Origin of the sequence: Streptomyces sp. NPDC016459 (genome assembly GCF_040632845.1) — a bacterium.
Taxonomy (GTDB): domain Bacteria; phylum Actinomycetota; class Actinomycetes; order Streptomycetales; family Streptomycetaceae; genus Streptomyces.
In genome coordinates, this window is the sequence record NZ_JBEYCR010000006.1 from 1 (window position 1) to 23,802 (window position 23,802).

General features: G+C 73.7%; 22 protein-coding genes. 20 read left to right on the plus strand and 2 right to left on the minus strand.

Annotation, left to right across the window (positions count from 1 at the left end; genetic code table 11):
• The 14 genes from ABZ567_RS16720 to ABZ567_RS16785 form a co-directional block, all read left to right on the plus strand.
• Positions 1 to 99: RICIN domain-containing protein (locus ABZ567_RS16720; RefSeq protein ID WP_360787665.1), on the plus strand; the 99-nt coding region annotated here is incomplete at its 5' end.
• A 341-nt stretch (positions 100 to 440) separates the two neighbouring features.
• The gene (locus ABZ567_RS16725) at positions 441 to 1,622 is read left to right on the plus strand and encodes an ROK family transcriptional regulator (RefSeq protein ID WP_360789894.1); all 1,182 of its coding nucleotides are present in this window, start codon (positions 441 to 443) and stop codon (positions 1,620 to 1,622) included.
• A gap of 303 nt (positions 1,623 to 1,925) precedes the next feature.
• The gene (locus ABZ567_RS16730; RefSeq protein ID WP_360789897.1) at positions 1,926 to 3,452 is read left to right on the plus strand and encodes a sugar ABC transporter ATP-binding protein; all 1,527 of its coding nucleotides are present in this window, start codon (positions 1,926 to 1,928) and stop codon (positions 3,450 to 3,452) included.
• On the plus strand, positions 3,449 to 4,480 hold the full coding sequence (locus ABZ567_RS16735; RefSeq protein WP_360789900.1) for an ABC transporter permease: 1,032 nt from the start codon (positions 3,449 to 3,451) through the stop codon (positions 4,478 to 4,480). Before ABZ567_RS16730 ends, ABZ567_RS16735 begins: the two co-directional genes overlap by 4 nt.
• A 142-nt stretch (positions 4,481 to 4,622) precedes the next feature.
• Complete coding sequence (locus ABZ567_RS16740) at positions 4,623 to 5,675, plus strand: substrate-binding domain-containing protein (RefSeq protein ID WP_360789902.1); 1,053 nt, start codon at positions 4,623 to 4,625, stop codon at positions 5,673 to 5,675.
• Positions 5,676 to 5,805: 130 nt separating this feature from the next.
• Positions 5,806 to 7,062 (plus strand): Gfo/Idh/MocA family oxidoreductase, encoded by a 1,257-nt coding sequence (locus ABZ567_RS16745; protein ID WP_360789905.1) that lies wholly within the window; start codon positions 5,806 to 5,808, stop codon positions 7,060 to 7,062.
• A 12-nt stretch (positions 7,063 to 7,074) separates the two neighbouring features.
• Positions 7,075 to 8,082 (plus strand): sugar phosphate isomerase/epimerase family protein, encoded by a 1,008-nt coding sequence (locus ABZ567_RS16750; protein ID WP_360789907.1) that lies wholly within the window; start codon positions 7,075 to 7,077, stop codon positions 8,080 to 8,082.
• Positions 8,083 to 8,218: 136 nt separating this feature from the next.
• The gene (locus ABZ567_RS16755) at positions 8,219 to 9,370 is read left to right on the plus strand and encodes an inositol-3-phosphate synthase (protein WP_360789910.1); all 1,152 of its coding nucleotides are present in this window, start codon (positions 8,219 to 8,221) and stop codon (positions 9,368 to 9,370) included.
• On the plus strand, positions 9,367 to 10,833 hold the full coding sequence (locus ABZ567_RS16760; protein ID WP_360789913.1) for a UbiA family prenyltransferase: 1,467 nt from the start codon (positions 9,367 to 9,369) through the stop codon (positions 10,831 to 10,833). The genes ABZ567_RS16755 and ABZ567_RS16760 overlap by 4 nt, the downstream gene beginning before the upstream one ends.
• Positions 10,830 to 11,717 carry a sugar phosphate isomerase/epimerase family protein gene (locus ABZ567_RS16765; RefSeq protein ID WP_360789916.1) on the plus strand — a complete coding sequence of 296 codons (888 nt, stop codon included), beginning with the start codon at positions 10,830 to 10,832 and terminating at the stop codon, positions 11,715 to 11,717. The genes ABZ567_RS16760 and ABZ567_RS16765 overlap by 4 nt, the downstream gene beginning before the upstream one ends.
• Positions 11,714 to 12,373 carry an EboA domain-containing protein gene (locus tag ABZ567_RS16770; protein WP_360789919.1) on the plus strand — a complete coding sequence of 220 codons (660 nt, stop codon included), beginning with the start codon at positions 11,714 to 11,716 and terminating at the stop codon, positions 12,371 to 12,373. The genes ABZ567_RS16765 and ABZ567_RS16770 overlap by 4 nt, the downstream gene beginning before the upstream one ends.
• Positions 12,373 to 13,221 (plus strand): TatD family hydrolase, encoded by an 849-nt coding sequence (locus tag ABZ567_RS16775; protein ID WP_360789923.1) that lies wholly within the window; start codon positions 12,373 to 12,375, stop codon positions 13,219 to 13,221. The genes ABZ567_RS16770 and ABZ567_RS16775 overlap by 1 nt, the downstream gene beginning before the upstream one ends.
• Before the next feature lie 14 nt (positions 13,222 to 13,235).
• Entirely contained in the window at positions 13,236 to 14,408 is a 1,173-nt protein-coding gene (gene eboE, locus ABZ567_RS16780) for a metabolite traffic protein EboE (protein WP_360789926.1), read from the plus strand.
• Positions 14,405 to 15,832, plus strand: a complete 1,428-nt coding sequence (locus tag ABZ567_RS16785) for a nucleotide pyrophosphatase/phosphodiesterase family protein (RefSeq protein WP_360789929.1) — start codon at positions 14,405 to 14,407, stop codon at positions 15,830 to 15,832. The genes eboE and ABZ567_RS16785 overlap by 4 nt, the downstream gene beginning before the upstream one ends.
• Before the next feature lie 114 nt (positions 15,833 to 15,946).
• On the opposite strand, the gene ABZ567_RS16790 is transcribed toward ABZ567_RS16785, so the two are convergent.
• On the minus strand, positions 15,947 to 17,086 hold the full coding sequence (locus ABZ567_RS16790; protein ID WP_360789931.1) for an aromatic ring-hydroxylating dioxygenase subunit alpha: 1,140 nt from the start codon (positions 17,084 to 17,086) through the stop codon (positions 15,947 to 15,949).
• Between the two features lie 175 nt (positions 17,087 to 17,261).
• On the opposite strand from ABZ567_RS16790, the gene ABZ567_RS16795 reads away from it, so the two are divergent.
• The 6 genes from ABZ567_RS16795 (at position 17,262) to ABZ567_RS16820 (ending at position 23,474) form a co-directional block, all read left to right on the plus strand.
• Positions 17,262 to 17,975: a class I SAM-dependent methyltransferase gene (locus tag ABZ567_RS16795; protein ID WP_360789934.1), complete on the plus strand. Its 714-nt coding sequence runs from the start codon at positions 17,262 to 17,264 to the stop codon at positions 17,973 to 17,975.
• Between the two features lie 58 nt (positions 17,976 to 18,033).
• Complete coding sequence (locus ABZ567_RS16800; RefSeq protein WP_360789937.1) at positions 18,034 to 19,188, plus strand: nucleotide disphospho-sugar-binding domain-containing protein; 1,155 nt, start codon at positions 18,034 to 18,036, stop codon at positions 19,186 to 19,188.
• Between the two features lie 101 nt (positions 19,189 to 19,289).
• The gene (locus ABZ567_RS16805) at positions 19,290 to 20,099 is read left to right on the plus strand and encodes a phytanoyl-CoA dioxygenase family protein (RefSeq protein WP_360789940.1); all 810 of its coding nucleotides are present in this window, start codon (positions 19,290 to 19,292) and stop codon (positions 20,097 to 20,099) included.
• The gene (locus ABZ567_RS16810; protein WP_360789943.1) at positions 20,096 to 21,223 is read left to right on the plus strand and encodes a hypothetical protein; all 1,128 of its coding nucleotides are present in this window, start codon (positions 20,096 to 20,098) and stop codon (positions 21,221 to 21,223) included. The genes ABZ567_RS16805 and ABZ567_RS16810 overlap by 4 nt, the downstream gene beginning before the upstream one ends.
• On the plus strand, positions 21,220 to 22,509 hold the full coding sequence (locus ABZ567_RS16815; protein ID WP_360789946.1) for an activator-dependent family glycosyltransferase: 1,290 nt from the start codon (positions 21,220 to 21,222) through the stop codon (positions 22,507 to 22,509). Before ABZ567_RS16810 ends, ABZ567_RS16815 begins: the two co-directional genes overlap by 4 nt.
• The gene (locus ABZ567_RS16820; RefSeq protein WP_360789948.1) at positions 22,506 to 23,474 is read left to right on the plus strand and encodes an SRPBCC family protein; all 969 of its coding nucleotides are present in this window, start codon (positions 22,506 to 22,508) and stop codon (positions 23,472 to 23,474) included. Before ABZ567_RS16815 ends, ABZ567_RS16820 begins: the two co-directional genes overlap by 4 nt.
• On the opposite strand, the gene ABZ567_RS16825 is transcribed toward ABZ567_RS16820, so the two are convergent.
• On the minus strand, positions 23,464 to 23,793 hold the full coding sequence (locus tag ABZ567_RS16825; RefSeq protein ID WP_360789951.1) for a muconolactone Delta-isomerase family protein: 330 nt from the start codon (positions 23,791 to 23,793) through the stop codon (positions 23,464 to 23,466). The genes ABZ567_RS16820 and ABZ567_RS16825 overlap by 11 nt on opposite strands.
• Positions 23,794 to 23,802: the final 9 nt, after the last annotated feature.

The window sequence follows — 23,802 nt, forward strand, 5'->3', positions numbered from 1 at the left end:
AAGTGCCTGGACGCCTCGGGCGGCACCTGGAACGACGGGACCGCCGTCCACCTGTGGACCTGCCACACCGGCCCCAACCAGAAATGGACCCTGCCGTGACCTGAGACGGCCGTGACGTGAGACGGCCGTGACCTGAGACGGCCGTGACGTGAATACGTGCTGCCCGGTCGAGCCTCGGCCGGGCAGCGCCTCAGGGGGCAGCGCGAGGGCCGTCCCCGCACCGGCCGACCACCTTTTTCCCGACTACGGAAAAAGTACCCCCACATCCGTGCGCAAGTTCTTCCCCGTCAGGGAATCCGCTGCTACGTTCCCCTCGAAAGCAGACGGACCACGGAGAAAGTTCCCGCCTACAGGGGACGACGTCGCGGCCCGTCAGCCGGACCGTGCCGACCACCCGCGGCCGGAGCCGGACAGCAGGGGAGGAGGGGAACGTGCGACGCATGACGGCTCGACCCGGTAACGCACACCAGGCGCGGCTGCTCCGGTTGCTGCGCGACGGCGGCCCCCACTCGCGTGCCCAGCTCGGCGACCTGGTCGACCTCTCCCGCTCCAAGCTCGCGGTCGAGGTGGACCGGCTCCTGGAGACGGGCCTCGTCATCGCGGACGGTCTCGCCGCCTCCCGCGGCGGGCGCCGCTCGCACAACCTGCGGCTCGCCCCCGGCCTGCGCTTCCTCGGCGTCGACATCGGCGCGACCTCGATCGACGTCGCCGTCACCAACGCCGAACTGGAGGTCCTGGGCCACCTCAACCACTCCATGGACGTGCGCGAAGGCCCCGTCGCGGTCTTCGAGCAGGTGCTGTCGATGGTCGGCAAGCTCAGGTCACCGGGGCTGGCCGACGGCCTGGACGGCGCCGGCATCGGCGTCCCGGGTCCCGTCCGCTTTCCCGAGGGCGTCCTCGTGGCACCGCCGATCATGCCAGGCTGGGACGGCTTTCCCGTCCGCGAGGCGCTCAGCCAGGACCTGGGTTGCCCCGTGATGGTCGACAACGACGCGAACCTGATGGCCATAGGGGAGCAGCACGCCGGAGTCGCCCGGTTCGTGGACGACTTCCTGTACGTCAAGATCGGCACCGGCATCGGCTGCGGCGTCGTCGTCGGCGGGGAGGTCCACCGTGGCGCGACGGGCAGTGCCGGCGACATCGGGCACATCCAGGTCGACCCGGAGGGCCGGGCCTGCGGATGCGGCAACAGGGGATGCCTGGAAGCCCACTTCGGCGGCTCAGCGCTCGCCCGTGACGCCGAGGACGCGGCGCGCGGGGGCACATCGGCCGAGCTCGCCGCCCGACTGGAGACCCTCGGCAGGCTGACCGCGGAGGACGTCGCCGCCGCGGCCGCCGCGGGTGACCCGGTCGCCCTGGACCTCATCCGCGCGGGTGGTGACCGGGTCGGCCAGGTCATCGCCGGACTCGTCAGCTGCTTCAACCCCGGCATGGTCGTCATCGGCGGCGGGGTGACGGGCCTCGGGCACAGGCTGCTGGCCAGCGTGCGCACCCAGGTGTACCGGCGCTCCCTGCCACTGGCGACCAGGAACCTCCCCATCGTCCTGGGCGAGCTCGGCGCGACCGCCGGCGTGATCGGCGCCGGCCGCCTCATCAGCGACCACGTGTTCTCACCCGCCTGATCCACGCAGGCCGGCACCGACCCCGCACGCCCTGTCGGGCCGCGACACCCGTACGACAGGTACTACCCGCACCACCCGCGCCGCCGCAGCACCAGCAGCGCACCGGCTCCAGACGCAACGCCGTCCCACCCGCTCCAGCACCACGCGCAGCCGTACCACCTGCAACGCCCCGATCGGCGGCGGCGAGTCCGTCGTACCACCGCACCCCCCCCGAGCCGCGAGGCGCTCCGCTCCGTCCTCCACGCACCGTCCGACGCTTCGTCAGCCCTGCCCGCTCACGGCCGCACCCGCCGAGGAATCGCCATGGCACACGAACCACCCCTGCTCACCATGTCCGGCATCACCAAGTCGTTCCCCGGCGTCCGCGCCCTGGACGGCGTGGACCTGGAGGTCCGGGCCGGTGAGGTCCACTGCGTCCTCGGTCAGAACGGCGCCGGGAAATCCACCCTCATCAAGGTCCTCGCCGGCGCCCACCGCCCGGACGGCGGGCGGATCACGTGGCGCGGCGAAGAGGTCGCGCCGGCCTCCCCGATCGCCGCGATGCGTCTCGGGATCGCCACCCTCTACCAGGAACTCGACCTGGTGGAGGGGCTGTCCGTGGCCGAGAACGTCTTCCTCGGCCACGAGCCCACCTCCGTAGGCTTCGTCGTCCGGGCACGGGCCGCCCGTGAGGCGACCGCCCGGCTCCTCCGCCGCCTCGGGCACGACGAGATCGACCCGGCGCGTCCCGTCGGCCAACTCTCCGCCGCCCAGCGCCAGATCGTGTCCATGGCACGCGCGCTCTCCCACGAGGTCCGGCTGATCGTCATGGACGAGCCGTCCGCGGCCCTCGACCCGGAGGAGGTCGACAACCTCTTCCGCACGGTCGGTGACCTGACCGCCGAAGGTGTCGCCGTCGTCTACATCTCCCACCGCCTTGAGGAGATCCGCCGGATCGGCGACCGCGTCACCGTCATCAAGGACGGCAGGACCGTCGCCGGCGGTCTCGCCGCGAAGTCCACCTCCACGGACGAGGTCGTCCGGCTGATGACCGGCCGCACCGTCGAGTACGTCTTCCCGGAGCGCCCCCACCGGACGTTCGACCCGGCCGCGACCGCGCCCGTCCTGCGGGTCGAAGGGCTCGCGCGCGAGGGCGAGTTCGCCCCCGTCGACCTGGAACTGCGGCCGGGGGAGATCGTCGGCCTCGCCGGCCTGGTCGGCTCGGGACGCAGTGAGATCCTGGAGACGGTCTACGGGGCACGCCGGCCGACCGCCGGGCGGGTTCTCGTCGACGGGATCCCCCTGCGGCCCGGCAGCGTCCCCGCCGCCGTCCGCGCCGGCATCGGCCTCGCCCCGGAGGAACGCAAGGCGCAGGCACTGCTGCTGATGGAGTCCGTCACCCGCAACGTCACGGTCTCCACGCTCGCCAGGTACGCGCGCGGCGGCTGGCTCGACCGGCAGAAGGAGCGGGCGGCCGCCCGGCGGGTGACCCGTGAGCTCTCCCTGCGGCCCGACAACCCCGACACCCCCGTCCGGACCCTGTCGGGCGGCAACCAGCAGAAGGCGGTGCTCGCCCGCTGGCTCCTGCACGGCTGCAAGGTGCTGCTGCTCGACGAGCCGACCCGGGGGGTGGACATAGGCGCCCGCGCCGAGCTGTACGCCGTCGTCCGACGGCTGGCCGACGAAGGTCTCGCCGTCCTGCTCGTCTCCAGCGAGGTTCCCGAGGTCCTCGGCCTCGCCGACCGCGTCCTGGTGGTGCGCGAAGGCAGCGTCGTGCACGCCTGTGACGCCCGGGAGCTGGACGAGCACCGCGTACTCGATCTCGTGATGGAAGGAAGTCCGACGGCATGACGCACTCAGCCACTCCGGCGGGGCAGGACGCGCCCGTCGCACCCGCCCCCGCCGCGCCGCACGGGAAGACCCCGGCGTTCCGGCCGTCGGGTCTCCGCCCGGACGTGCGCAGTCTGTCCCTGCTCGGCGTCCTGGCCGTCCTGGTGGTGGTCGGTGGAGTCACCAAGCCCGCCGAGTTCCTCGCCACGAGCAACCTGCAACTCGTCCTGACCCAGGCGTCCGTCATCGGCGTGGTGACCGTGGGCATGACGTTCGTCATCACCAGCGGCGGCATCGACCTGTCGGTGGGCGCGATCGTGGCCCTCGCCTCCGTCTGGGCCACCACGGTGGCGACGCAGGAGTACGGGTTCACCGGCATCCTCTTCACCGCGGTGATCGTCGGTGTCGGCTGCGGACTCGTGAACGGGCTGCTCGTCGCCTACGGCGGCATGGTCCCCTTCATCGCCACCCTGGCCATGTTCGCCTCCGCCCGGGGACTCGCGCTGCAGCTCACCGACGGCAAGACGCAGCTCGTGACCGTCGACTCGGTGCTCGACCTCGGTGTCAAGGACGCCTACATCCTCGGCGTACCGCCGCTCGTCCTCGTCTTCGCGGCCGTCATCGTCGTGGGCTGGCTCCTGTTCAACCGCACGACGTTCGGGCGCAGGGCGGTCGCCGTCGGCGGCAACGCGGAGGCCGCCCGTCTGGCCGGCATCGACGTACGCCGTCAGCGCCTCTACCTCTACCTCCTTTCGGGCCTGTGCTGCGGCATCGCGGCGTTCATGCTGATCGTGCTGGCGGGCTCCGGACAGAACACCAACGGCAACCTCTACGAACTCGACGCCATCGCTGCGGCCATCATCGGCGGCACGCTGCTCAGCGGCGGACGCGGGACGATCGTGGGCTCGGTGCTCGGCGTCCTCATCTTCACGACGATCACCAACATCTTCGCCCTGAACAACCTGGAGAGCGCGGTCCAGCAGATAGCCAAGGGCGCCATCATCGTGGCCGCCGTCCTCGTCCAGCGCCGCACCCTGCGCGACGGCTGACACCGCGCTTCGCGAACCGCCGAGCCTCCCGGCCCCCTACGTACCCCCCCCGCCCCCGTTCCCCCGGACCCGTGCGTCGACACCCACGCCCGGTCCCGGCACATCCCTCGTCCGACCGCCCAGTTGAAGAGGTGGCTCCACCATGCCCGATGCCCACATCCCCAGCCGCAGAGGACTGCTCTTCGGCACCGCCGCCGTCTCCGCCGGAGCGCTCCTGACGGCCTGCACCAGCAACGAACCGAAGAACCAGGCCGCCCCCAGCGCCGCCGGCAACGCACCCGTGGCCGACGAGAAGCCCGGCAGGGCCGTCACCATCGGCTTCGCCGGACCGCAGGCCGACCACGGCTGGCTCAACGCCATCAACCAGAACGCCAAGGACCGCGCCAAGAAGTACGCCGACGTCACCCTGGAGATCACCGAGGGCTCCAACGACACCGCCGCCCAGATCGGCCAGATCCAGACCCTCATCAACAAGAAGGTCGACGTCCTGGTGATCCTGCCCGCCGACGGCAAGGCCCTCACCCAGATCGGCCTGCAGGCGATGGCGGCCGGCATCCCCGTCGTCAACCTCGACCGCGTCTTCGGCTCCCCGCAGGCGTACCGCTGCTGGATCGGCGGCGACAACTACGGCATGGGCCTCAACGCCGGCCGCTACATCGGCGAGAAACTCAAGGGCAAGCCGAACGCCAAGGTCGTCGAACTCGCCGGGCTGGACAACCTCGAACTCACCAAGCAGCGTACGCAGGGCTTCGACGACGCCCTGAAGAACTATCCCAACATCACCAAGGTCGCCCGCCAGGCCGCCGAGTTCACCGTCGAGTCCGGCCAGGCCAAAATGGCCCAACTGCTGCAGGCGCAGTCCCGGTTCGACGCGCTGTGGAACCACGACGACGACCAGGGTGTCGGTGCCCTGCGTGCCGTCGCCCAGGCCGGCCGCAAGGACTTCCTGATGGTGGGCGGCGCCGGCGCCAGGTCCGCCATGGACGCCATCAAGGCCGACGACAGCGTCCTGAAGGCCACCGTTCTCTACCCGCCGACCATGGCCGCCTCCGCCATCGACCTCGCCCGCGCGCTCGGACAGGGCAAGGGGATCGGCGGCATGGCGGAGCTGGAGATCCCCTCTTCCGTGACCCTGTACTCGGCCGTCGTGACCAAGGACAACGTCGACGACTACCAGCCCACCGGCTTCAACTGACGGGGACACGTCCGCCCGGGCGGACGCCGGCGGCCCGACGCCGCCCCGTATCCGCCCGGGCCCGGCTCCCGAGCACCACGGAGCCGACATCTCCACCGGCCGCCGCGGCCGGTACCGCGAGAGGAGAGCCATGAAACAGAGGCACAGCGAGACCACGCAGCCGACACTCGGTGTCGGCCTGATCGGATACGCGTTCATGGGCGCCGCCCACTCACAGGGGTGGCGGACCGCAGGCCGCGTCTTCGACCTGCCGCTGCGCCCCGTACTCGCCGCCGTGGCCGGCCGGGACCGCGCGGCCGTGCACGCGGCGGCCGACCGGCACGGCTGGGCGGCGGCCGAGACCGACTGGTACGCCCTCGTGACCCGCGACGACGTCCAGCTCGTCGACATCTGCACCCCGGGCGACAGCCACGCCGAGATCGCCATCGCGGCACTGGACGCGGGCAAACACGTGCTGTGCGAGAAGCCGCTCGCCAACTCCGTCGCCGAAGCCGAGGCGATGACCGCCGCGGCCGAACAGGCCCGCAGTCGCGGCCAGGTGGCGATGGTCGGCTTCAACTACCGTCGCGTCCCCGCGATGACCCTCGCCCGCCGCCTCATAGCGGAGGGACGGATCGGCGCCCTGCGTCACGTACGCCTGACCTATCTCCAGGACTGGCTCGTCGACCCCGACTTCCCGCTGACCTGGAGGCTGGAGCGGCAGCACGCGGGCTCGGGCGCCCTCGGGGACCTCGGAGCGCACATCGTCGACCTCGCACAGTTCCTGGCGGGGGAGCCGCTGGTCGGGGTCTCGGCGCAACTGGAGACCTTCGTGAGGGAACGCCCCCTGCTCGCGGGCGTGTCGACGGGGCTGAGCGCGGCCGGCGGCCCCGAGCGGGGTCCCGTCACCGTCGACGACGCGGCCGTGTTCACCGGCAGACTCGCGTCCGGGGCGCTCGCGACGTTCGAGGCGAGCCGCATGGCGCCCGGCCGCAAGAACGCGCTGCGCCTGGAGGTCAGCGGCGAACTCGGCTCCCTCGCCTTCGACCTGGAACGCCTCAACGAGCTGCTCTTCCACGACCACCGGGAACCGGCCGCCACCGCCGGGTTCCGCAGGATCCTCGTCACCGAAGCCGACCACCCGTACCTGGAGGCGTGGTGGCCGCCCGGCCACGTCCTCGGCTACGAGCACACCTTCGCCCACCAGGCGCGCGACCTGGTCATGGCCATCGCCACGGGCACGGACCCCCTGCCGTCGTTCGCCGACGGTCTCCAGGTCCAGCGCGTGCTCGCCGCGGTGGAGGAGAGCGCCGCGCGGAACGCCGTCTACACGCCCGTGCCCGACCCCGCCGGCGGGCCCCCGCCCGGCCCGTCCACCCAGGTCACGCGCACCGAGGCCAAGGTCTGAGGAGGAGATCCCATGCCCCGTCCGTTCACCCTGTTCACCGGCCAGTGGGCCGACCTGCCCCTGGAGGAGGTGTGCTCGCTGGCGCGCGACTTCGGCTACGACGGGCTCGAACTCGCCTGCTGGGGAGACCATTTCGAGGTCGACCGGGCCCTGTCCGAACCGGGCTACCTGGACGGCCGGCGCGCGCTCCTGGACAAGTACGGTCTCCGGTGCTGGAGCGTCTCCAACCACCTGGTCGGCCAGGCCGTCTGCGACGACCCCATCGACGAGCGTCACCGAGGCATCCTGCCCGCCCGGATCTGGGGGGACGGCGAGCCGGAAGGGGTGCGCCGACGGGCCGCCGCCGAACTCGAGGACACCGCCCGGGCCGCCGCCGCCTTCGGCGTCGACACCGTCGTCGGCTTCACCGGCTCCTCCATCTGGCACCTCGTGGCCATGTTCCCGCCCGTCCCCGAGCACATGATCGACCGGGGTTACGAGGACTTCGCCGAGCGCTGGAACCCCGTCCTCGACGTCTTCGACGCGGAGGGCGTCCGCTTCGCCCACGAGGTCCACCCCAGCGAGATCGCCTACGACTACTGGACGACGAAGCGGGCCCTGGAGGCCGTCGACAACCGGCCCGCCTTCGGCCTCAACTTCGACCCGAGCCACTTCGTCTGGCAGGACATCGACCCGGTCGGCTTCCTCTACGACTTCCGGGACCGCATCTACCACGTCGACTGCAAGGAGTCCCGCACCCGCCTCGACGGCCGCAACGGCCGGCTCGGCTCCCACCTGCCCTGGGGCGACCCGCGGCGCGGCTGGGACTTCGTCTCGGCCGGCCGCGGAGAGGTCCCCTGGGAGGACGTCTTCCGCATGCTCCGCTCCATCGGCTACGGCGGCCCCATCTCGGTCGAGTGGGAGGACGCCGGTATGGACCGGCTGACGGGGGCTCCCCAGGCGCTCGCCCATCTCAAGCGGTTCGACTTCGACCCACCGAGCGCCTCGTTCGACGCCGCGTTCTCCGGACGGGATACGTAGCTCCCTCCGTACGCCGAATCCGCGGCGCACCCCCGCGCAGAGGGGTCACCCATGAGCGGCGGCGGGCGAGGGGGCGCCGTACCCCCCGCCCGCCGTCTTCACCAGCGCACCAACCGACAGGTCAGGGAGGCAGCCCGTGCAGCAAGGGAACGCGAGGCGAACGCCGGTCGACGACCGGCGGGAACGCACCGGGGTCTGGTTCGTCGGGGCTCGCGGCTCGGTCGCGACCACGGCCGTCGCCGGGTGCGCGGCCGTCACCGCCGGACTCCACCCGCCGACCGGCATGGTCACGGAGACCCCGCCGTTCACGGACGCCGGACTGCCTCCCCTGGAGGCCCTCGTCTTCGGCGGCCACGACACGGCGGACTGCCCGCTGCCCAAACGCGCCGAGGACCTCACCGCGGCCGGCGTGCTCCCCGCCGGCCTCACCCGGGCGGTCCACGCCGAACTGGCCGCGGCAGAGCAGGAGATACGGCCGGGCGGACCGCTCCCCGGGGACCGCCGCACCGACGAGGAGCTGATCGCGGGCTTCACCGGTGACCTCGTCGACTTCCGTACCCGCCACGCCCTGGCGCGGGTCGTCGTCGTCCACGTCGCCTCCACCGAGCCGCTGCCCGTACCGGGGGCCGAGCGCCTGCCGCCCAGCTCGCTCTACGCGGCCGCCGCCCTGCGCGCCGGCTGCCCCTACGTCAACTTCACCCCCTCCACCGGGCTGAGCGGCCCCACCCTCGCCGACGCCGCGGCGACGAGCGCCGTCCCCCACGCGGGCCGCGACGGGAAGACGGGCCAGTCCCTGCTGCGGTCCGTCCTCGCCCCGATGTTCGTCCAGCGGACCCTGACCGTGCGCGCCTGGTCCGGCACCAACCTGCTGGGCGGCGGGGACGGGGCGACGCTCGCCGACCCGGCCGCCGCGGCCGCCAAGAACGCCGGCAAGGCGCGGGTCATCGGCGACACGCTCGGCGCCGACGTCGAGGGCACCGTCCACATCGACGACGTCCCGGCCCTCGGCGAGTGGAAGACCGCCTGGGACCACATCGCCTTCGACGGCTTCCTCGGTTCCCGCATGATCCTCCAGACCATCTGGCAGGGCTGCGACTCGGCTCTCGCCGCCCCCCTGGTCCTGGACCTGGCACGGCTCGTCGCCCGAGCCCACGAGGCCGGCATCACCGGGCCCCGCCCCGAACTCGGTTTCTACTTCAAGGACCCGGACGGCGGCCCCGCCGGCCTGGCCGAGCAGTTCGCCGCGCTGCTCGCCTTCGCGGACCGCCTGAGGGGGACGGCCGGATGACCGGCTCCCCGTTCTCGCGCCGCCTGCCCGGCGCCGTCGGGACACTACGGGCGTGGGGCGAGCTGCTGCGCGTGTCGGCGCTGCTCAGCGTGCCGGGCGACGCCCTCGCGGGGGCGGCGGCCGCCGGGGTCCGGCCCGGCCGGGGAACCGCCTGGGCCATCGGCGCCTCCCTCTGTCTGTACGAGGCGGGGATGGCGCTCAACGACTGGGCGGACCGGGACGTGGACGCCGTCGAACGACCGCACCGGCCCCTGCCCTCCGGCCGCGTCGCCCCGGGCGCCGCGCTCGGTGCGGCGGGCGCCCTGACCGTCACCGGCCTCGCCCTCGCGTCCCGCGCCGGACGGCCCGCCCTCGCGGTCGCCTCGGCACTGGCCGCGACGGTGTGGGCGTACGATCTCCGCCTCAAGCACACGGCCGCAGGCCCGGCGGCCATGGCCACCGCGCGCGGCCTGGACCTCCTGCTGGGCGCGCTGGCGGCGGTGCCCGCGGGGGGAGTGCGGGAATCCCCTCCCATGACGCCGGGCGCGCCCGGGAGGCGTACCGTGACGAGCGCGACGGCGTCCGGGAGCCGTACCCGGATCCGCGCGGCCGATCGCCGTACCGGGATCAGCGCGACGGCGGCCGGGAGCCGTACCGGGATCCGCGCGGCCGATCGCCGTACCGTGACGAGCGCGACGGCGGCCGGGAGCAGTGCGGGGACGAGCGGGACCGCGGCCGATCGCCGTACGAGGATCAGCTCGGCGGATCGCCGTACCGGGATCGGCGCGGTCGTGGCCGGAAGCCGTACCGGGACCAGCTTGGCCGCGGTCGTGGCCGGAAGCCGTACCGGGACCAGCTTGGCCGCGACCGCGACGGCGACCGCGCCCGCGAGCCGTACCGCGACCACCGCGCTGCGAGCCGCCGCACCCGCCGCGGCGACACTCGCCGCACACACCTACGCCGTCACCGCGGTCTCCCGGCACGAAGCCCACGGAGGCTCCACCGCCGTCCCGCTGGGAGCCCTCGCCACGACGGCGCTCCTCAGCCTCCTCACCGCCGAAACCGGGCCGACCCGAACCGATGCCCGCACACGGCCTACCGCAAGCACCCGATCCGGCTCCCGCAGGTGGCCCCCCACCGGCACCCGGCCCGGGGCCAGGTCCCGGACCGGCCCCCGCCTCCGTACCGGCGCTCCGACCCCACCGCCCGCCGCGGCGCACGACCTCCTCGGCCGCGCCATGGCGGACCGGATCACCCTCCTCCTCGCCGCCGCCTATCTCCGTACCGCAGCCCGTCCGCTCCTGGACGCCGCCTTGAACCCGTCCCCGCACCTCACCCAGCGCGCCGTCGGCGGCGGCATCCGGGCGATGATCCCCCTCCAGGCCGCGCTCGCAGCCCGCTCCGGGGCACCGGTCGCCGGACTGGCCCTCCTCGGCCTCGCCCCCGCGGCCCGCCGCCTCGCGCGAAGGATCAGCCCCACATGACCGGGCCGCGCCCGGACGCCGACGCCCCCGGCCTCCGCTACGGGTACGGGACCAACGGACTGACCGACCTCCGGCTCGACGACGTCCTCGCCCTCCTCGCCGACCTCGGCTACGACGGCGTCGGCCTCACCCTCGACCACATGCATCTCGACCCCCTCGCCCCCGGCCTGGCCGCCCGTACCGCGCGCGTCGCGCACCGGCTGGGCGCCCTCGGCCTCACCGCCACCGTCGAGACCGGCGCCCGCTACGTCCTCGACCCCCGTCGCAAGCACGGGCCCTCCCTCCTCGACCCCGACCCGGACGCCCGCGCCGCCCGCGTCCGGCTGCTCCTCACCGCCGTGCGCACCGCCACCGACCTCGGCGCCCACGCCGTGCACTGCTTCAGCGGCACGACACCGCCCGGCACCGACCGGGACACCGCCTGGGCCCGCCTCGCGGCCTCCCTCGCACCGGTCGTCGAGGTCGCCGAGGCCGCCGGTGTCCCCCTCGCGATCGAACCCGAACCCGGCCACCTCCTCGCCACACTCGACGACTTCCACCACCTGCGCGCCCTCACCGGAGAACCCGCGTCCCTCGGCCTCACGCTCGACATCGGCCACTGCCAGTGCCTGGAACCCGCGCCGCCGGCCACCTGCGTCCGGGACGCCGCACCCTGGCTGCGCCACGTCCAGATCGAGGACATGCGCCGAGGGGTCCACGAGCACCTTCCGTTCGGCGAGGGCGAGATCGACTTCCCCCCGGTCCTCGACGCCCTCGCCTCCACCGGCTACCGCGGACTCACCGTCGTCGAACTGCCCCGCCACTCCCACGCGGGCCCAGAATTCGCCCGTACCTCCCTGTCGTTCCTCCGAGCCATGGAGACGAAAGGAGCGCCGAACCAGTGACCGGCACCCCCCACCCGGCCCCGCTCCCCGCCCTGCGCACCGCCCTCGACACCGAGCTCCGCGTGGCCGCCCGCGCCTGGCTTGACGGCGCCCTCGCCGAGGCGGCGCGGGCCGACAGCACACCCCCGGACACCTCGCCGCACACCCTCCCCGCCTGGGAACTGCGGTTCGCCGCCGCCGGACGCCGGTGCGGGCCCGAGCACGCCGACACCGCCCGCATCCTCCTCCTCGCCGAGGCCCACCCCGGTCCGGAGACCCTGGCCCGCCTCTACCACCAGGGCAGCGCCGCCGAACGCCGGGCCGTCCTGCGCGCCCTGCCGTACCTCGTCCCCGGCCCCGAAGCCCTGCCCCTCGTCGAGGACGCCCTGCGCACCCACGACGCCCGGCTCGTCGCCGCGGCCGTCGGCCCCTACGCGGCCGCCCACCTCGACCGGCACGCCTGGCGGCACGCCGTCCTCAAATGCCTCTTCACCCACGTCCCCGTCGACGCGGTCGCGGAACTGCGGCAGCGCGCCCGCGGCGACACGACACTGGCCCGCATGCTCGCCGACCACGCCGCCGAGCGCACCGCCGCCGGCCGCGGCGTCCCCCACGACCTGCACACCGTCCTCGCCCTGACCGGCCAGGACCGCCCCCAGCCCCCCGAGGAGTGCTGATGCGCATCTTCGACCCCCACATCCACATGACCTCCCGCACCACCGACGACTACGAGGCCATGTACGCCGCGGGCGTCCGCGCCCTCGTCGAACCCGCCTTCTGGCTCGGCCAGCCGCGCACCTCACCGGCCAGCTTCTTCGACTACTTCGACGCCCTCCTCGGCTGGGAGCCGTACCGGGCCGCCCAGTACGGCATCGCCCACCACTGCACCCTGGCGCTCAACCCCAAGGAGGCGAACGACCCCCGCTGCACCCCCGTCCTCGACGCCCTGCCCCGCTACCTCGTCAAGGACTCCGTCGTCGCCGTCGGCGAGATCGGCTACGACTCGATGACCCCCGCCGAGGACACCGCCCTGGCCGCGCAGCTCCAGCTCGCCGCCGACCACGACCTGCCGGCGCTCGTCCACACCCCGCACCGGGACAAGCTCGCCGGTCTGCGCCGCACCATCGACGTCGTCCGGGAATCCGTGCTGCCCTCCGAGCACGTCCTCCTCGACCACCTCAACGAGACGACGGTCGAGGAGGCCAAGGAGAGCGGATGCTGGCTCGGCTTCTCCGTCTACCCGGACACCAAGATGGACGAGGACCGGATGGTCGCGCTCCTGAGGACCTACGGCCCGGAGAAGGTCCTCGTCAACTCGGCGGCGGACTGGGGGAGGAGCGACCCGCTCAAGACCCGCCGGGTCGGTGACGCGATGCTCGCCGCCGGGTTCGACGAGGACGACGTCGACCGGGTCCTGTGGCGCAACCCCGTGGCCTTCTACGGGCTCAGCGGCCGTCTGGCCCTCGACGTACCGCTCCCGCACGGACCCTACGAGGGCAACTCCGTGCTCCGCGGCGGGGAATGAGGGGAGGGTCACCGGTGCGCTTCCGCCACGCCGACGGCTCCGTCGTCCACCTCTCCTACTGCACCAACGTCCACCCCGCCGAGACGCTCGACGGAGTCCTCGCCCAACTGCGCGACCACTGCGAACCGGTCCGCAGACGCCTCGGCCGCGACCGTCTCGGCATCGGCCTGTGGCTCGCCAGGGCCGCCGCCCGCGCCCTGATCGACGACCCGGCGGCCCTACGCGGGCTGAGGGCCGAACTGGACCGCCGGGGACTCGAGGTCGTCACGCTCAACGGCTTCCCGTACGAGGGGTTCGGCCGCGACGAGGTCAAACACCGGGTCTACACACCGGACTGGGCCCATCCCGACCGCCTCGCCCACACCACCCACCTGGCCCGCCTCCTCACCGCGCTCCTGCCCGACGACGTCACCGAGGGCACGATCTCCACCCTTCCGCTCGCCTGGCGCACGCCCTTCGACGCGGCGCGGGCCGAGGCTGCCCGCGGTGCCCTCACCACGCTGGCCGAACGACTCGACGCGCTGCACGAGTTGACGGGCAAGTCCATCCGGGTGGCGCTCGAACCCGAACCCGGCTGCGTCGTCGAGACCACCGCCGACGCCATCGGCCCCCTCACCGCCGTCGACGCACCGCATCGCGTCGGCGTCTGCGTCGACACCTGCCACCTCGCCACCTCCTTCGAGGACCCGGCCACCGCACTGACCGCACTGCAGGCGGCGGGCGTCACCATCCCCAAGGCCCAGCTCTCCGCCGCCCTCCACGCCGAGCACCCGCACCTCCCCGCCGTACGCGAGGCACTGGCCGCCTTCGCCGAGCCCCGCTTCCTCCACCAGACCCGCACCGTCACCCCCGACGGCCTCCGCGGCACCGACGACCTCGACGACGCCCTCGCCGGAGGGGCCCTGCCCGACGCGAGCCCCTGGCGCTCCCACTTCCACGTCCCCCTGCACGCCACGCCCGCCGCTCCGCTGACCTCCACGCTCCCCGTGCTCGTGGAGACCCTCGGCCTGCTCGTCGGCGGCCCCGTCCCCCGTACCCGTCACCTGGAAGTCGAGACGTACACCTGGCAGGCACTGCCTCCCGAGCTGCGCCCGGTCACGCGCGCCCAGCTCTGCGACGGCGTCGCCGCCGAACTCACCCTGGCCCGCGACCTCCTGACCGACCTCGGACTGAAGGAACTGCCATGACCGACACGCACGGCGCCTCCGAGGCGTCCGCCGGGCGGCGCCCCGTCCCGCTCCTCGTCCTGGACGTCGTCGGCCTCACTCCCCGGCTCCTCGACCACATGCCGAACCTGAGAGAACTCGCCGCCACCGGCTCCCGGGCACCGCTGACCACGGTCCTGCCCGCCGTCACCTGCACCGCCCAGTCCACCTTCCTCACCGGCGCCCTCCCGTCCGAGCACGGCATCGTGGCCAACGGCTGGTACTTCCGCGAACTCGGCGAAGTCCTGCTCTGGCGCCAGCACAACGCCCTCGTCGCCGGTGACCGGCTCTGGGACGCCGCCCGCCGGACCTGGCCCGACTACACCGTCGCCAACATCTGCTGGTGGTACGCGATGGGCGCCGACACCGACATCACCGTCACACCGCGTCCCGTCTACTACGCCGACGGCCGCAAGGAGCCCGACTGTTACACCCGCCCGCCCGCCCTGCACGCCGAACTCACCGAGAAGTTCGGCACCTTCCCCCTCTTCCACTTCTGGGGGCCGGGAGCCGACCTGGTCTCCAGCCGCTGGATCGCCGACGCCACCCGGCACATCATGCGCACCCGCCGACCCGACCTCGCCCTGTGCTACCTGCCCCACCTCGACTACGACCTCCAGCGCTTCGGCCCCGACGACCCGCGCGCGCACCGGGCCGCCGCGGCGCTCGACACCGTCGTCGGCCCGCTCCTCGACGACGCACGGCGCGAAGGACGGACCGTCGTGGTCCTGTCCGAGTACGGCATCACCCGGGTGAGCCGCCCCGTCGACATCAACCGCGCCCTGCGCCGCGCGGGGCTCCTGGAAGTCCACACCCAGGACGGCATGGAGTACCTCGACCCGGGTGCCTCCCGCGCCTTCGCCGTGGCCGACCACCAGCTCGCCCACGTGTACGTGCGCAGGCCCGAGGACATCACGGCCGTCCGCGAGGTCCTCACCGACCTGGACGGCGTCGAACGACTCCTCGACGAGGAGGGGAAGAAGACGTACGGCCTCGACCACCCCCGCTCGGGCGAGCTCGTCGCCCTCGCCGAACCGGACGCCTGGTTCACGTACTACTACTGGCTGGACGACGCCCGCGCCCCCGACTTCGCCCAGCTCGTCGAGATCCACCGCAAACCGGGCTACGACCCCGCCGAACTCTTCATGGACCCCGAGTCCCCGACCGTCCGCCTCAGGGCCGCCGCCGCCGTGGCACGCAAGAAGCTCGGCATGCGCTACCGCCTCGCCGTGGTCCCCCTGGACCCCTCGCCCGTCCGCGGCAGCCACGGCCGCCTCCCGGCGAACGACGAGGAGGGCCCGCTCGTCCTGTGCTCGACACCGGGGGCGGTGAGCGGCCGCGTGGCGGCCACCGAGGTGAAGTCCCTGCTCCTGCGCCTGACCGCCCCGACGCCCGCCGCGCCCTGACGAGGAGCTCCTAGCCACCCGGGCGGAGGCGGTCACGGACAGGAGCGGCGTGGCACCGCTGCCGGTCCGTCGGGGTGACGGTGCTCACGGGTACCCGCGGGGGAGTACGGAGCCTCAGCGGGCGCCGGGCCAGTCGACGTCCTCGCTGAGCAGGGCACGGGCCAGGGAGCGGTAGAAGAGGAGGACGCCGGGTTCCTTGGGGGAAAGATGGCCCCGTCCGGCGAAGCGGGATCCGGCGCCCCGCTGGACCGCCTCCAGGCCCCGGCGGTCCTCGCCGTTGATCACGGAGGCGTAGGCTTCGGCCTCCTTCCGCACGGCCTCCCGGTCCTGCCCCTCGACCATGGCGGCCGGCATCAGGACCCCGCCCCGGACCGTGGTGCGGTCGAGGGCCGAGGGGATGAGGCTGAGCCAGATCACCATGTCGCCCGAGGCGGCGAGGCTGCCCGAGGGGAAGACGAAGAAGCCGTACAGATGGGCCCGTTCCTCCTCCGTGAGGTCCAGGACGACGGGCTCGAGCGGGGCCGAGTACCGGACCCGCATGCTGTCGGCCCAGGGTGAGTCCGACCGGACCGTCGTCTCCGCGCCGCCGGGCGTGGTCGGTTGCAGCGTCTCCGGGTGGAAGCCCATGACGTGGTAGTTCTCGTGCGCGTTCTCGACGGCGACCTTCCAGTTGCAGTGCCACTCCTCCGTCCAGCCCGCGACCTGGGTCAGCTCCGGCAGGCGGTAGTTGGCCAGGTCCTCGCCGATCCGCCGCAGGTGGGGACCCAGGGGCTCGGCGGTGGCGTCGAGGTTGACGAAGACGAACCCGTGCCAGTCCTCCACCGCGAAACGGGGCAGCTGACACGCCGCGGGATCGAACGCCGGATTCCGCTTCATGTGGGTGGCGCCCACGAGCCGGCCGTCGAGCCCGTACCGCCACAGGTGGTACGGGCAGGTGAACACGTCCGTGCGGCCCGAACCCTCCTCCACCACCGGCATCAGCCGGTGCCGGCACACCGGCGACATCCCCCGGAGCGTCCCGTCCTCGCCCCGGACCACCACCACCGGCTCGCCCGCGACCGAGAGGGCCACGTAGGCCCCGGTCTCCGCCAGTTCGTCGACGTGCGCCACCAGCACCCAGGAACGGCCGAACACCCGCTCCTGCTCCACCTTCCACAGCTCGGGCGAGGTGAACGCCGCCGGGGGCAGGCTCAACTCCTCGGCGTCCGGCCCCAGATAGCGCTCCAACTCCGCCACGATCTCCCCGACGTCCACGTCGGCCCTCCGCTCGTTCCGGTTCTCGACCCGGGTGCTGTCCCGGGTCCCGTCCCGTCCGGTCGAAGGTGACCGCGCGTCCTGGTGAATCGGTCGCCGCCCGGTCGACGCGCCGCCGCCGGCGCCTCCACCCGTCCTGGGTGATTCCTCCAGCCCTCCTTCCGACGATCCGTGCATGTACGGCGCTGAACTCACCGAGATCCACGACCTCATCCACGAGAGCCGCGGCAAGGACTACGGGGCCGAGGCGCGCGAGCTGACCCGGCACGTCCGTCGTCTGCGGCCCGACGCCCGCTCCCTCCTCGACGTGGCCTGCGGCACCGGAGCGCACCTGCGCCACTTCGCGGGGCTCTTCGACGCGGTGACGGGCCTCGAACTGTCCGAGCCCATGGTCCGCGCGGCGCGCCGTGCGCTGCCGGACGTCCCCGTGCACGTCGGTGACATGCGGGCCTTCGATCTGGACACCCGGTTCGACGTGGTCACCTGCATGTTCGGGTCCCTCGGCTACGCGACCGATGAGGCCGAACTCCACGCCGTCCTGGCCGCCTTCGCCCGGCACCTGACGCCGGGCGGAGTGGTGGCCGTGGACCCCTGGTGGTTCCCCGAGACGTACCTCGACGGGCACGTCTCGGCGGACGTGGCCACCGTGGCGGGGCGGACCGTGGCCCGGGTCTCGCACTCCGCGCGTGAGGGGGAGGCGTGCCGGATGGACGTGCACTACGTGGTGGCCGACGCCCGCACGGGCGCCCGGCACTTCACCGAGACGCACCGCATCTCCCTCTTCACCCGCACGGCCTACGAGACGGCCTTCCGGGCCGCCGGCCTCACCGTCGAGTACGTCCCCGGTCCGCACTCCGGCCGGGGTCTCTTTCTCGGGACCGCCCCGTGAGCCCCGGTCTCGTGGGACCCCGACGAAACGCATCCCTCGATTCCTGCCTGGGGGCAGCATGCGCGTCCTGTTCGTGACCTCTCCCGGCCTCGGCCACCTCTTCCCGACCGTCCCCCTCGCCCAGGCGTTCCGCGCGGCCGGCCACCGGGTCCGGTACGCCACCGGCGGGCTCAGCCTGGGCGTCGCCGAGGCGGGGTTCGACGTCGTGGACGTCACCCCGGGCCTGGACTACCTGCCCGTCTACGTGCCCCGGGGAACCGCGGCCGGGGCCGACGGCCCGTCGGACCACCCCATGTTCGCCGAGGACCCCGAGGACGCCGAACTGGCCACGCTCTTCGCCCGGGTCTCCGGGGTGATGGCGGACGGCGCCCTGGCGGCGGCCCGGGAGTGGTCCCCCGACCTGGTGGTCGCCCCGCCCCTCCAGGGAGCCGGCCGCCTTCTGGCCGCCGCGCTCGGCGTGCCCCTCGTCGAGCCCCGGCTGGGTTCGTACGACAGCGGCGCCCGGCTGCGCACCCTGCTCCGTGCCGGCATGGAACCCCACTGGGACCGGCACGGCGTCACCGGCGAGCCTCCGGCCACCCTCCCGCTCACCACGCTCCCGCCGAGCCTCACCGCCCTCCTCCCCGAGGACCGCCGGACCCCCGAGGCCCGCCCGGTGCGCCACCTGCCGTTCAACGGGGGGACCGTGCTGCCCGACTGGCTCGCGGAGAAGCCCCGGCTGCCACGCATCGCCGTCACCCTCGGCACCATCGAGGCCCAGTGGGGCGGCATCGCGATCCTGGGCCCGCTCATGGAAGCGGCCCGGGGCGTGGACGCCGAATTCGTGCTCACCCTGGGCGGTGGCGACCCGGCCCTGCTGGCCGACGTGCCGCCCAACGTCCGGCTGGTCGACTGGGCCCCGCTCGACCTGCTCCTCGACACCTGCACCGCGGTCATCCACCACGGCGGCAGCGGGACCATGCTGACGGCCGCCGCCGCCGGGCTCCCGCAGTGCGTCATCCCGCGGGGCTCGTACCAGCAGACGGGCGCGGACCTGCTGCCCGCGCGGGGCATCGGGATCGTGGCGGAGCCCGGGACGCTCGGCGCCGCCGAGTGCCGGGCGCTCCTCAAGGACGAGCGCCTCCGCGACAACGCCCACCAGGTCCGGGACGAGATGCTCGCGATGCCCACGCCGGCCGAGACGGTGGGCGGGCTCGTCGAGTCCCTCGGATGAACGCCTTCCCGCGCCCTTCCCCCCTCCCGCGCCCTCCTGCGGTCCCTCCCGCCCTCCCGCGGTCCCTCCCGCCCTCCCACCCGACGAGGAAAGGCGATCACGTGCTGACAACCCCCGATCTGACGGAGAGCGGCCTGCCGACCCAGGAGGCCCTCCGCCGCTTCCACGACCAGGGATTCGTCCACCTCCGGGCGGTGCTGTCCGCCGAGGAGGTCGCCGGGTTCCGGGCCGCCGCCGAGGAGCTCCTCGCCGACGAGGGCCCGGCGATCTGGGGCGCCTCCGAGGACGAGACCCAGGTCCACTACGTCGAGGCGGCCTGGCGCAAGCACCCCGCACTGCGCCGGCTGGCCCTGCATCCCGCCGTCACCCGGGCCGCCGAACACCTCGCCGGCGGGCCGCTGCGGCTCTACGGCACCGACGTGCTCAAGAAGGACCCCGACGTACACCTGCCCACCGTGGTCCACGACGACGAGCCGGGGCTCCCGCTCGCCGGACTGACCCGGGCGCTGACGGCGTGGATCCCCCTGGCGGACGTGCCCGCCGACCGGGGATGCCTGATCTACGTTCCCGGATCGCACCGGCGCCCCCTCGAACACCGCCAGGTCCATCTGGCCGGGTTCCAGGACTACCGGCCGATGGAGGAGATCTGGCCCGAGTTCCCGTTCAACCCCAGGGTGGCGGTCCCCATGCGCGCCGGGGACGTGGTCTTCCACGACTTCCGCACCGTGCACATGGCCGGGGTCAACACCGACCGGGAGCGCCGGCTCGCCTTCGCCTCCGTCTACATGGACTCCGACGCCACGTACCGTCCGGGCGTCCAGGACCATCCGGTGGCCCACCTCGCGCCCGGCGCGCCCGTCGACGGGGACCGGTTCCCCCTGATCACCGCCGATCCCGGCGCCATCTCGTGACCACGGGGGAGTACGCGGAGCCGGGGGATCCGGCGGAGCAGGAGGAGCTCGCGGAACTGGGGGAGCGGTTGCAGCGCGAGCACGGCACGCTGTGGCTGCACCGGCTCAAGGGTGACCCGTACGCCGCTCTGCTCTGCGACATCGACGAGGACCCGTGGCCGCTGCGCGAACGGGTCCTGGCGGCCGGGCCGCTGTGGCGCTCCCGCACCGGAGCCTGGGTCACCGCCGACCCGGCCACGGCGGCCGCGCTGCTCGCTCACCCGGGCATCGGGCACGTGGCGGTCCTGCCGGGGGAGGCCGCCGTGACGGACGTGCGGGTGCCGACCGGCCTCGACTCCCTCTGCGCGCGGCTGCTCGATGCGGCGGGACCCGAGTTCGACCTGGTCGCCGACGTGGCCGAGCCGCTGGCGGCGGGCGCCCTCGCCGAGGTGTGCGCGATCCCCGGGAGGGACCTCGACCGGTTCGCCGAGGCCCTCGCCGCCTGCGGCCCCGCCCAGGACGCCGTGGTGTGCCCGCAGCGGCTCGCCGTCACCAGGCGCCTGCGCAGCGGCCTCGACGAGCTGCGGTCCCTCCTCACCTGCGCTCCCACCGGCGCACCGGGCCCGGCGACGGTCGCCGTCGCCGCCCGCACCGGTGCCGACCTCGTCACCCGGACCGTGCTGCGGTCGCGGCTCCCGCCGTCGGCCCGCGAAGCCCGGCGGACGGCCGAGGAGGCGCTGCGCGCGGAGCCGCCCGGGTGGATCGCGCCCCTGGTGGCCCGTGCCGACCTGGAGGTGGCCGGGGCCCGGATCGCCGAGGGCGAGCGGCTCGCGGTCCTGCACGACGGCGGTCCGGGAGCGGTGACGGCTCCCGGCCACCGCGCCCTGGCCCCGTTCCACCGCGCCCTGGCCGAGACCGCCCTCGCGGGGCTGGCGGACCGGTACGCCCGGGTGCAGCTCACGGCCCCCGTGGTGCGCCGCCCCAGGGCTCCGCTGACCCGGGGTCCGGCCCGCGTCCGGGTCAGGGCCACGACCACCCCGACGGCCGACGGCGGGGCGGCCGGTACGACCGCCCCGAAGGCTCCCCCGAGGACGTCCGCGTCCCCGCCGACCGGCCTCGGGGCAAGAAGAGGAGAAGTCCGATGAAGGTTCTGTTCACCTCGCTGGAGGGCAGCCACTTCCAGCTGCTCGCCCCGCTGGCGTGGGCGCTGCGCACCGCCGGCCACGAGGTGCGGGCCGCCTGCGTCCCCGGCGTGGTGGAGACCGTCACCCGGTCCGGGATCACGGCCGTCCCGATCGAGAGCCCCCCGTGGTACGAGGCGCTGGGCGAGTTCCACCAGGAGGCCATCGCCCACTTCGGCACCGCCGACCAGGACCGGGAGCCGGACCGGGTGGAGACCTGGGAGGAGCAGCTCGGCTACGAGAGCGTCATCGTGCCCGCCCTCAACTCCCGCCTGAACTCCGACACCATGATCGACGAACTGGTGGCCCTCGCCCGGCACTGGCGCCCCGACCTCGTCATCTGGGAGACGCTCTGCCTGGCGGGCCCGGTCGCGGCGCTCACCGTGGGCGCGGCCCACGCCCGTCTGGTCTCCGGGCCCGAGCTGGCCATGCAACTGGGGACCCGGCGGACCTTCCTGCGCCTGGCCGCGGAGCAGGAGCCCGAGCACCGCGAGGACCCCACGGCGGAGTGGCTGGACTGGACGCTGGAACGCCTCGGTGCCGGGACCCGGTTCCACGAGTCCGTGCTCACCGGCCAGTGGACCGTCGACACCCGGCCGGCGAGCCTCCGCGAGGACCTGGGCATCCCGACGGTCCCGGCCCGCTACATCCCCTACAACGGGCCGGCGGTCGTGCCCCGCTGGCTCCGCGAGCCACCGCTGCGCCCCCGGGTCTGCCTGACCCTGGGGGTCAGCATCGACAGCAGCTACGGCCTCTGGGACCTCGACACGGTCCTCATCGGCATGCTGGGCGCGCTCGGCGAGCTGGACGTGGAGGTGGTCGCCGCGCTCTCCGCCCGGCAGCGCGCCCATCTGCCGCCGCTGCCGGACGCCGTGCGGGTGGTGGACCGGGTGCCGATGCACGACCTGCTGCCGACCTGCGCGGCGGTGGTGCACCACGGTGGCTACCAGACCAAAGCCACGGCCGAGTTCCACGGCGTTCCCCAGGTCCTGCTCACCGGCTGGGAGTGGGTCACCGAGTCCATGGGCGCCGCCTACGAGAAGCAGGGCAACGTCCTGTCCCTCCCGCTGCGGGAGTTCACCGCGGACCGCTTCCGGGAGAACGTCGCGCGCGTGCTGACGGACCCGTCGTTCGCGGCGAACGCGCAGCGTCTGCGGCGGGAGATCGAGGAGATGCCGACACCCAACGAGGCCGTCGCCGAGATCGAGCGGCTCACGGCCCGGTACGGAAAGGAACGGCGAGAGGCATGACGCTCACCGAGATCGTGGCGGAGCTGGCCGGGTATCTGGAAGCGGACGCACCCGAGGTGAGCCTGTCCCCGGCGGCCTTCACCTCCCCCGAGCTGTGGGCGGCGGAGCGGGAGCTGGTCTTCGGACGGTCCTGGCTGCTGGCGGGCCACACCGGCGCACCGTCCGAACCCGGAGGGTGCTTCACCGTCTCCCCCGCCGGCCGGCCCGTCACCGTCCTCCGGGGCGAGGACGGGACACTGCGGGCGCGGTCCGTCCCGGGCGCGCGCCGGCCTGCGCCGGCCGTGGAGGAGTGGCGGGGCTTCGTCTTCGTCAATCCCGACCCGGACGCCGAGCCGCTGGCGCCGCACCTGCGGCGGATCGGCCGGGAACTCGACGCCTACCGGCTGCCGGAGATGACACCGATCGCCACCTGGACCGAGGAGTGGCGGTGCAACTGGAAGATCGCGGTCCAGAACGCCCACGAGAACTACCACGCCATGGGACTCCACCCCACCACCGTGGCGCTCATCACCCCGCCGGGCGGGGCCATGGAGGTGCGCACCGACTCGTCCTGGGTGACCCGGCTCCTCAGCCCGTTCCGCGAACCCCTCGCGGCCACGGCGCTGCCGCTCTCCGCCGCGCAGCGCGCCACCATGTACAACTGCGCCGTCTTCCCGTGCAGCAGTCTGGCGGCCTTCGGCGACTCCGTCGTCTGGACCGCCATGATCCCGCTGGCCATCGACCGCGTCGAGGTCCGCGGCGGGGTGCTCACGCACCCCTCCGCCCTGGAGGGCCAGGACCGCGACGCGTTCCGCGAGCAGAACGAGGAGAGCGCCGCGGTGGTCAACCGGGAGGACCGTCTCGGCATGGAGGCCGTCCAGCGGGTGGCGGGCTCCCGCTTCGCGGAGCGCGGCCACCTCTCCCCGAAGGAACCCGGGGTCACCGCCTTCTACCGGAGCCTCGCCCGCGCCCTCGTCACCGGGTGACGGTGCCGTCCCCTGCCGCGCCGCCCCGCTTCTCGAAGGCCGTCGGGTCGAAGCCGCCCACCTCCGCCAGCGGGATCACCTCGAAGCGGAGGTGCGGGCTGAGCGGGTTCCCGTACAGCAGGGTGTTCAGCTCCTCGTGGGAGTCCACCTCGTAGATCAGCAGGCCGCCAGAGGCGCCGACCCGGATCCAGTTGTGCCGGATGACTCCCCTGCCGACCAGTTCCTTGACGTACGCGAAGCCCTCGGGCAGCCGCCGCCGGAACTCGTCGGCGGGGATTCCGGTGGGGGACTGGGTGGCGAGGACAGCGAACAGGGCCATGGTTCCTCC

Bases quoted from the DNA above. Each gene is read 5' to 3' on its own strand.
- ABZ567_RS16825 (WP_360789951.1), bottom strand. From the start codon at position 23,793: ATGGCCCTGTTCGCTGTCCTCGCCACCCAGTCCCCCACCGGAATCCCC.
- ABZ567_RS16760 (WP_360789913.1), top strand. From the start codon at position 9,367: ATGACCGGCTCCCCGTTCTCGCGCCGCCTGCCCGGCGCCGTCGGGACA.
- ABZ567_RS16815 (WP_360789946.1), top strand. From the start codon at position 21,220: ATGAAGGTTCTGTTCACCTCGCTGGAGGGCAGCCACTTCCAGCTGCTC.
- ABZ567_RS16740 (WP_360789902.1), top strand. From the start codon at position 4,623: ATGCCCGATGCCCACATCCCCAGCCGCAGAGGACTGCTCTTCGGCACC.
- ABZ567_RS16750 (WP_360789907.1), top strand. From the start codon at position 7,075: ATGCCCCGTCCGTTCACCCTGTTCACCGGCCAGTGGGCCGACCTGCCC.
- ABZ567_RS16800 (WP_360789937.1), top strand. From the start codon at position 18,034: ATGCGCGTCCTGTTCGTGACCTCTCCCGGCCTCGGCCACCTCTTCCCG.
- ABZ567_RS16785 (WP_360789929.1), top strand. From the start codon at position 14,405: ATGACCGACACGCACGGCGCCTCCGAGGCGTCCGCCGGGCGGCGCCCC.
- ABZ567_RS16775 (WP_360789923.1), top strand. From the start codon at position 12,373: ATGCGCATCTTCGACCCCCACATCCACATGACCTCCCGCACCACCGAC.
- ABZ567_RS16745 (WP_360789905.1), top strand. From the start codon at position 5,806: ATGAAACAGAGGCACAGCGAGACCACGCAGCCGACACTCGGTGTCGGC.
- ABZ567_RS16795 (WP_360789934.1), top strand. From the start codon at position 17,262: ATGTACGGCGCTGAACTCACCGAGATCCACGACCTCATCCACGAGAGC.
- ABZ567_RS16820 (WP_360789948.1), top strand. From the start codon at position 22,506: ATGACGCTCACCGAGATCGTGGCGGAGCTGGCCGGGTATCTGGAAGCG.
- ABZ567_RS16725 (WP_360789894.1), top strand. From the start codon at position 441: ATGACGGCTCGACCCGGTAACGCACACCAGGCGCGGCTGCTCCGGTTG.
- ABZ567_RS16765 (WP_360789916.1), top strand. From the start codon at position 10,830: ATGACCGGGCCGCGCCCGGACGCCGACGCCCCCGGCCTCCGCTACGGG.
- ABZ567_RS16730 (WP_360789897.1), top strand. From the start codon at position 1,926: ATGGCACACGAACCACCCCTGCTCACCATGTCCGGCATCACCAAGTCG.
- ABZ567_RS16735 (WP_360789900.1), top strand. From the start codon at position 3,449: ATGACGCACTCAGCCACTCCGGCGGGGCAGGACGCGCCCGTCGCACCC.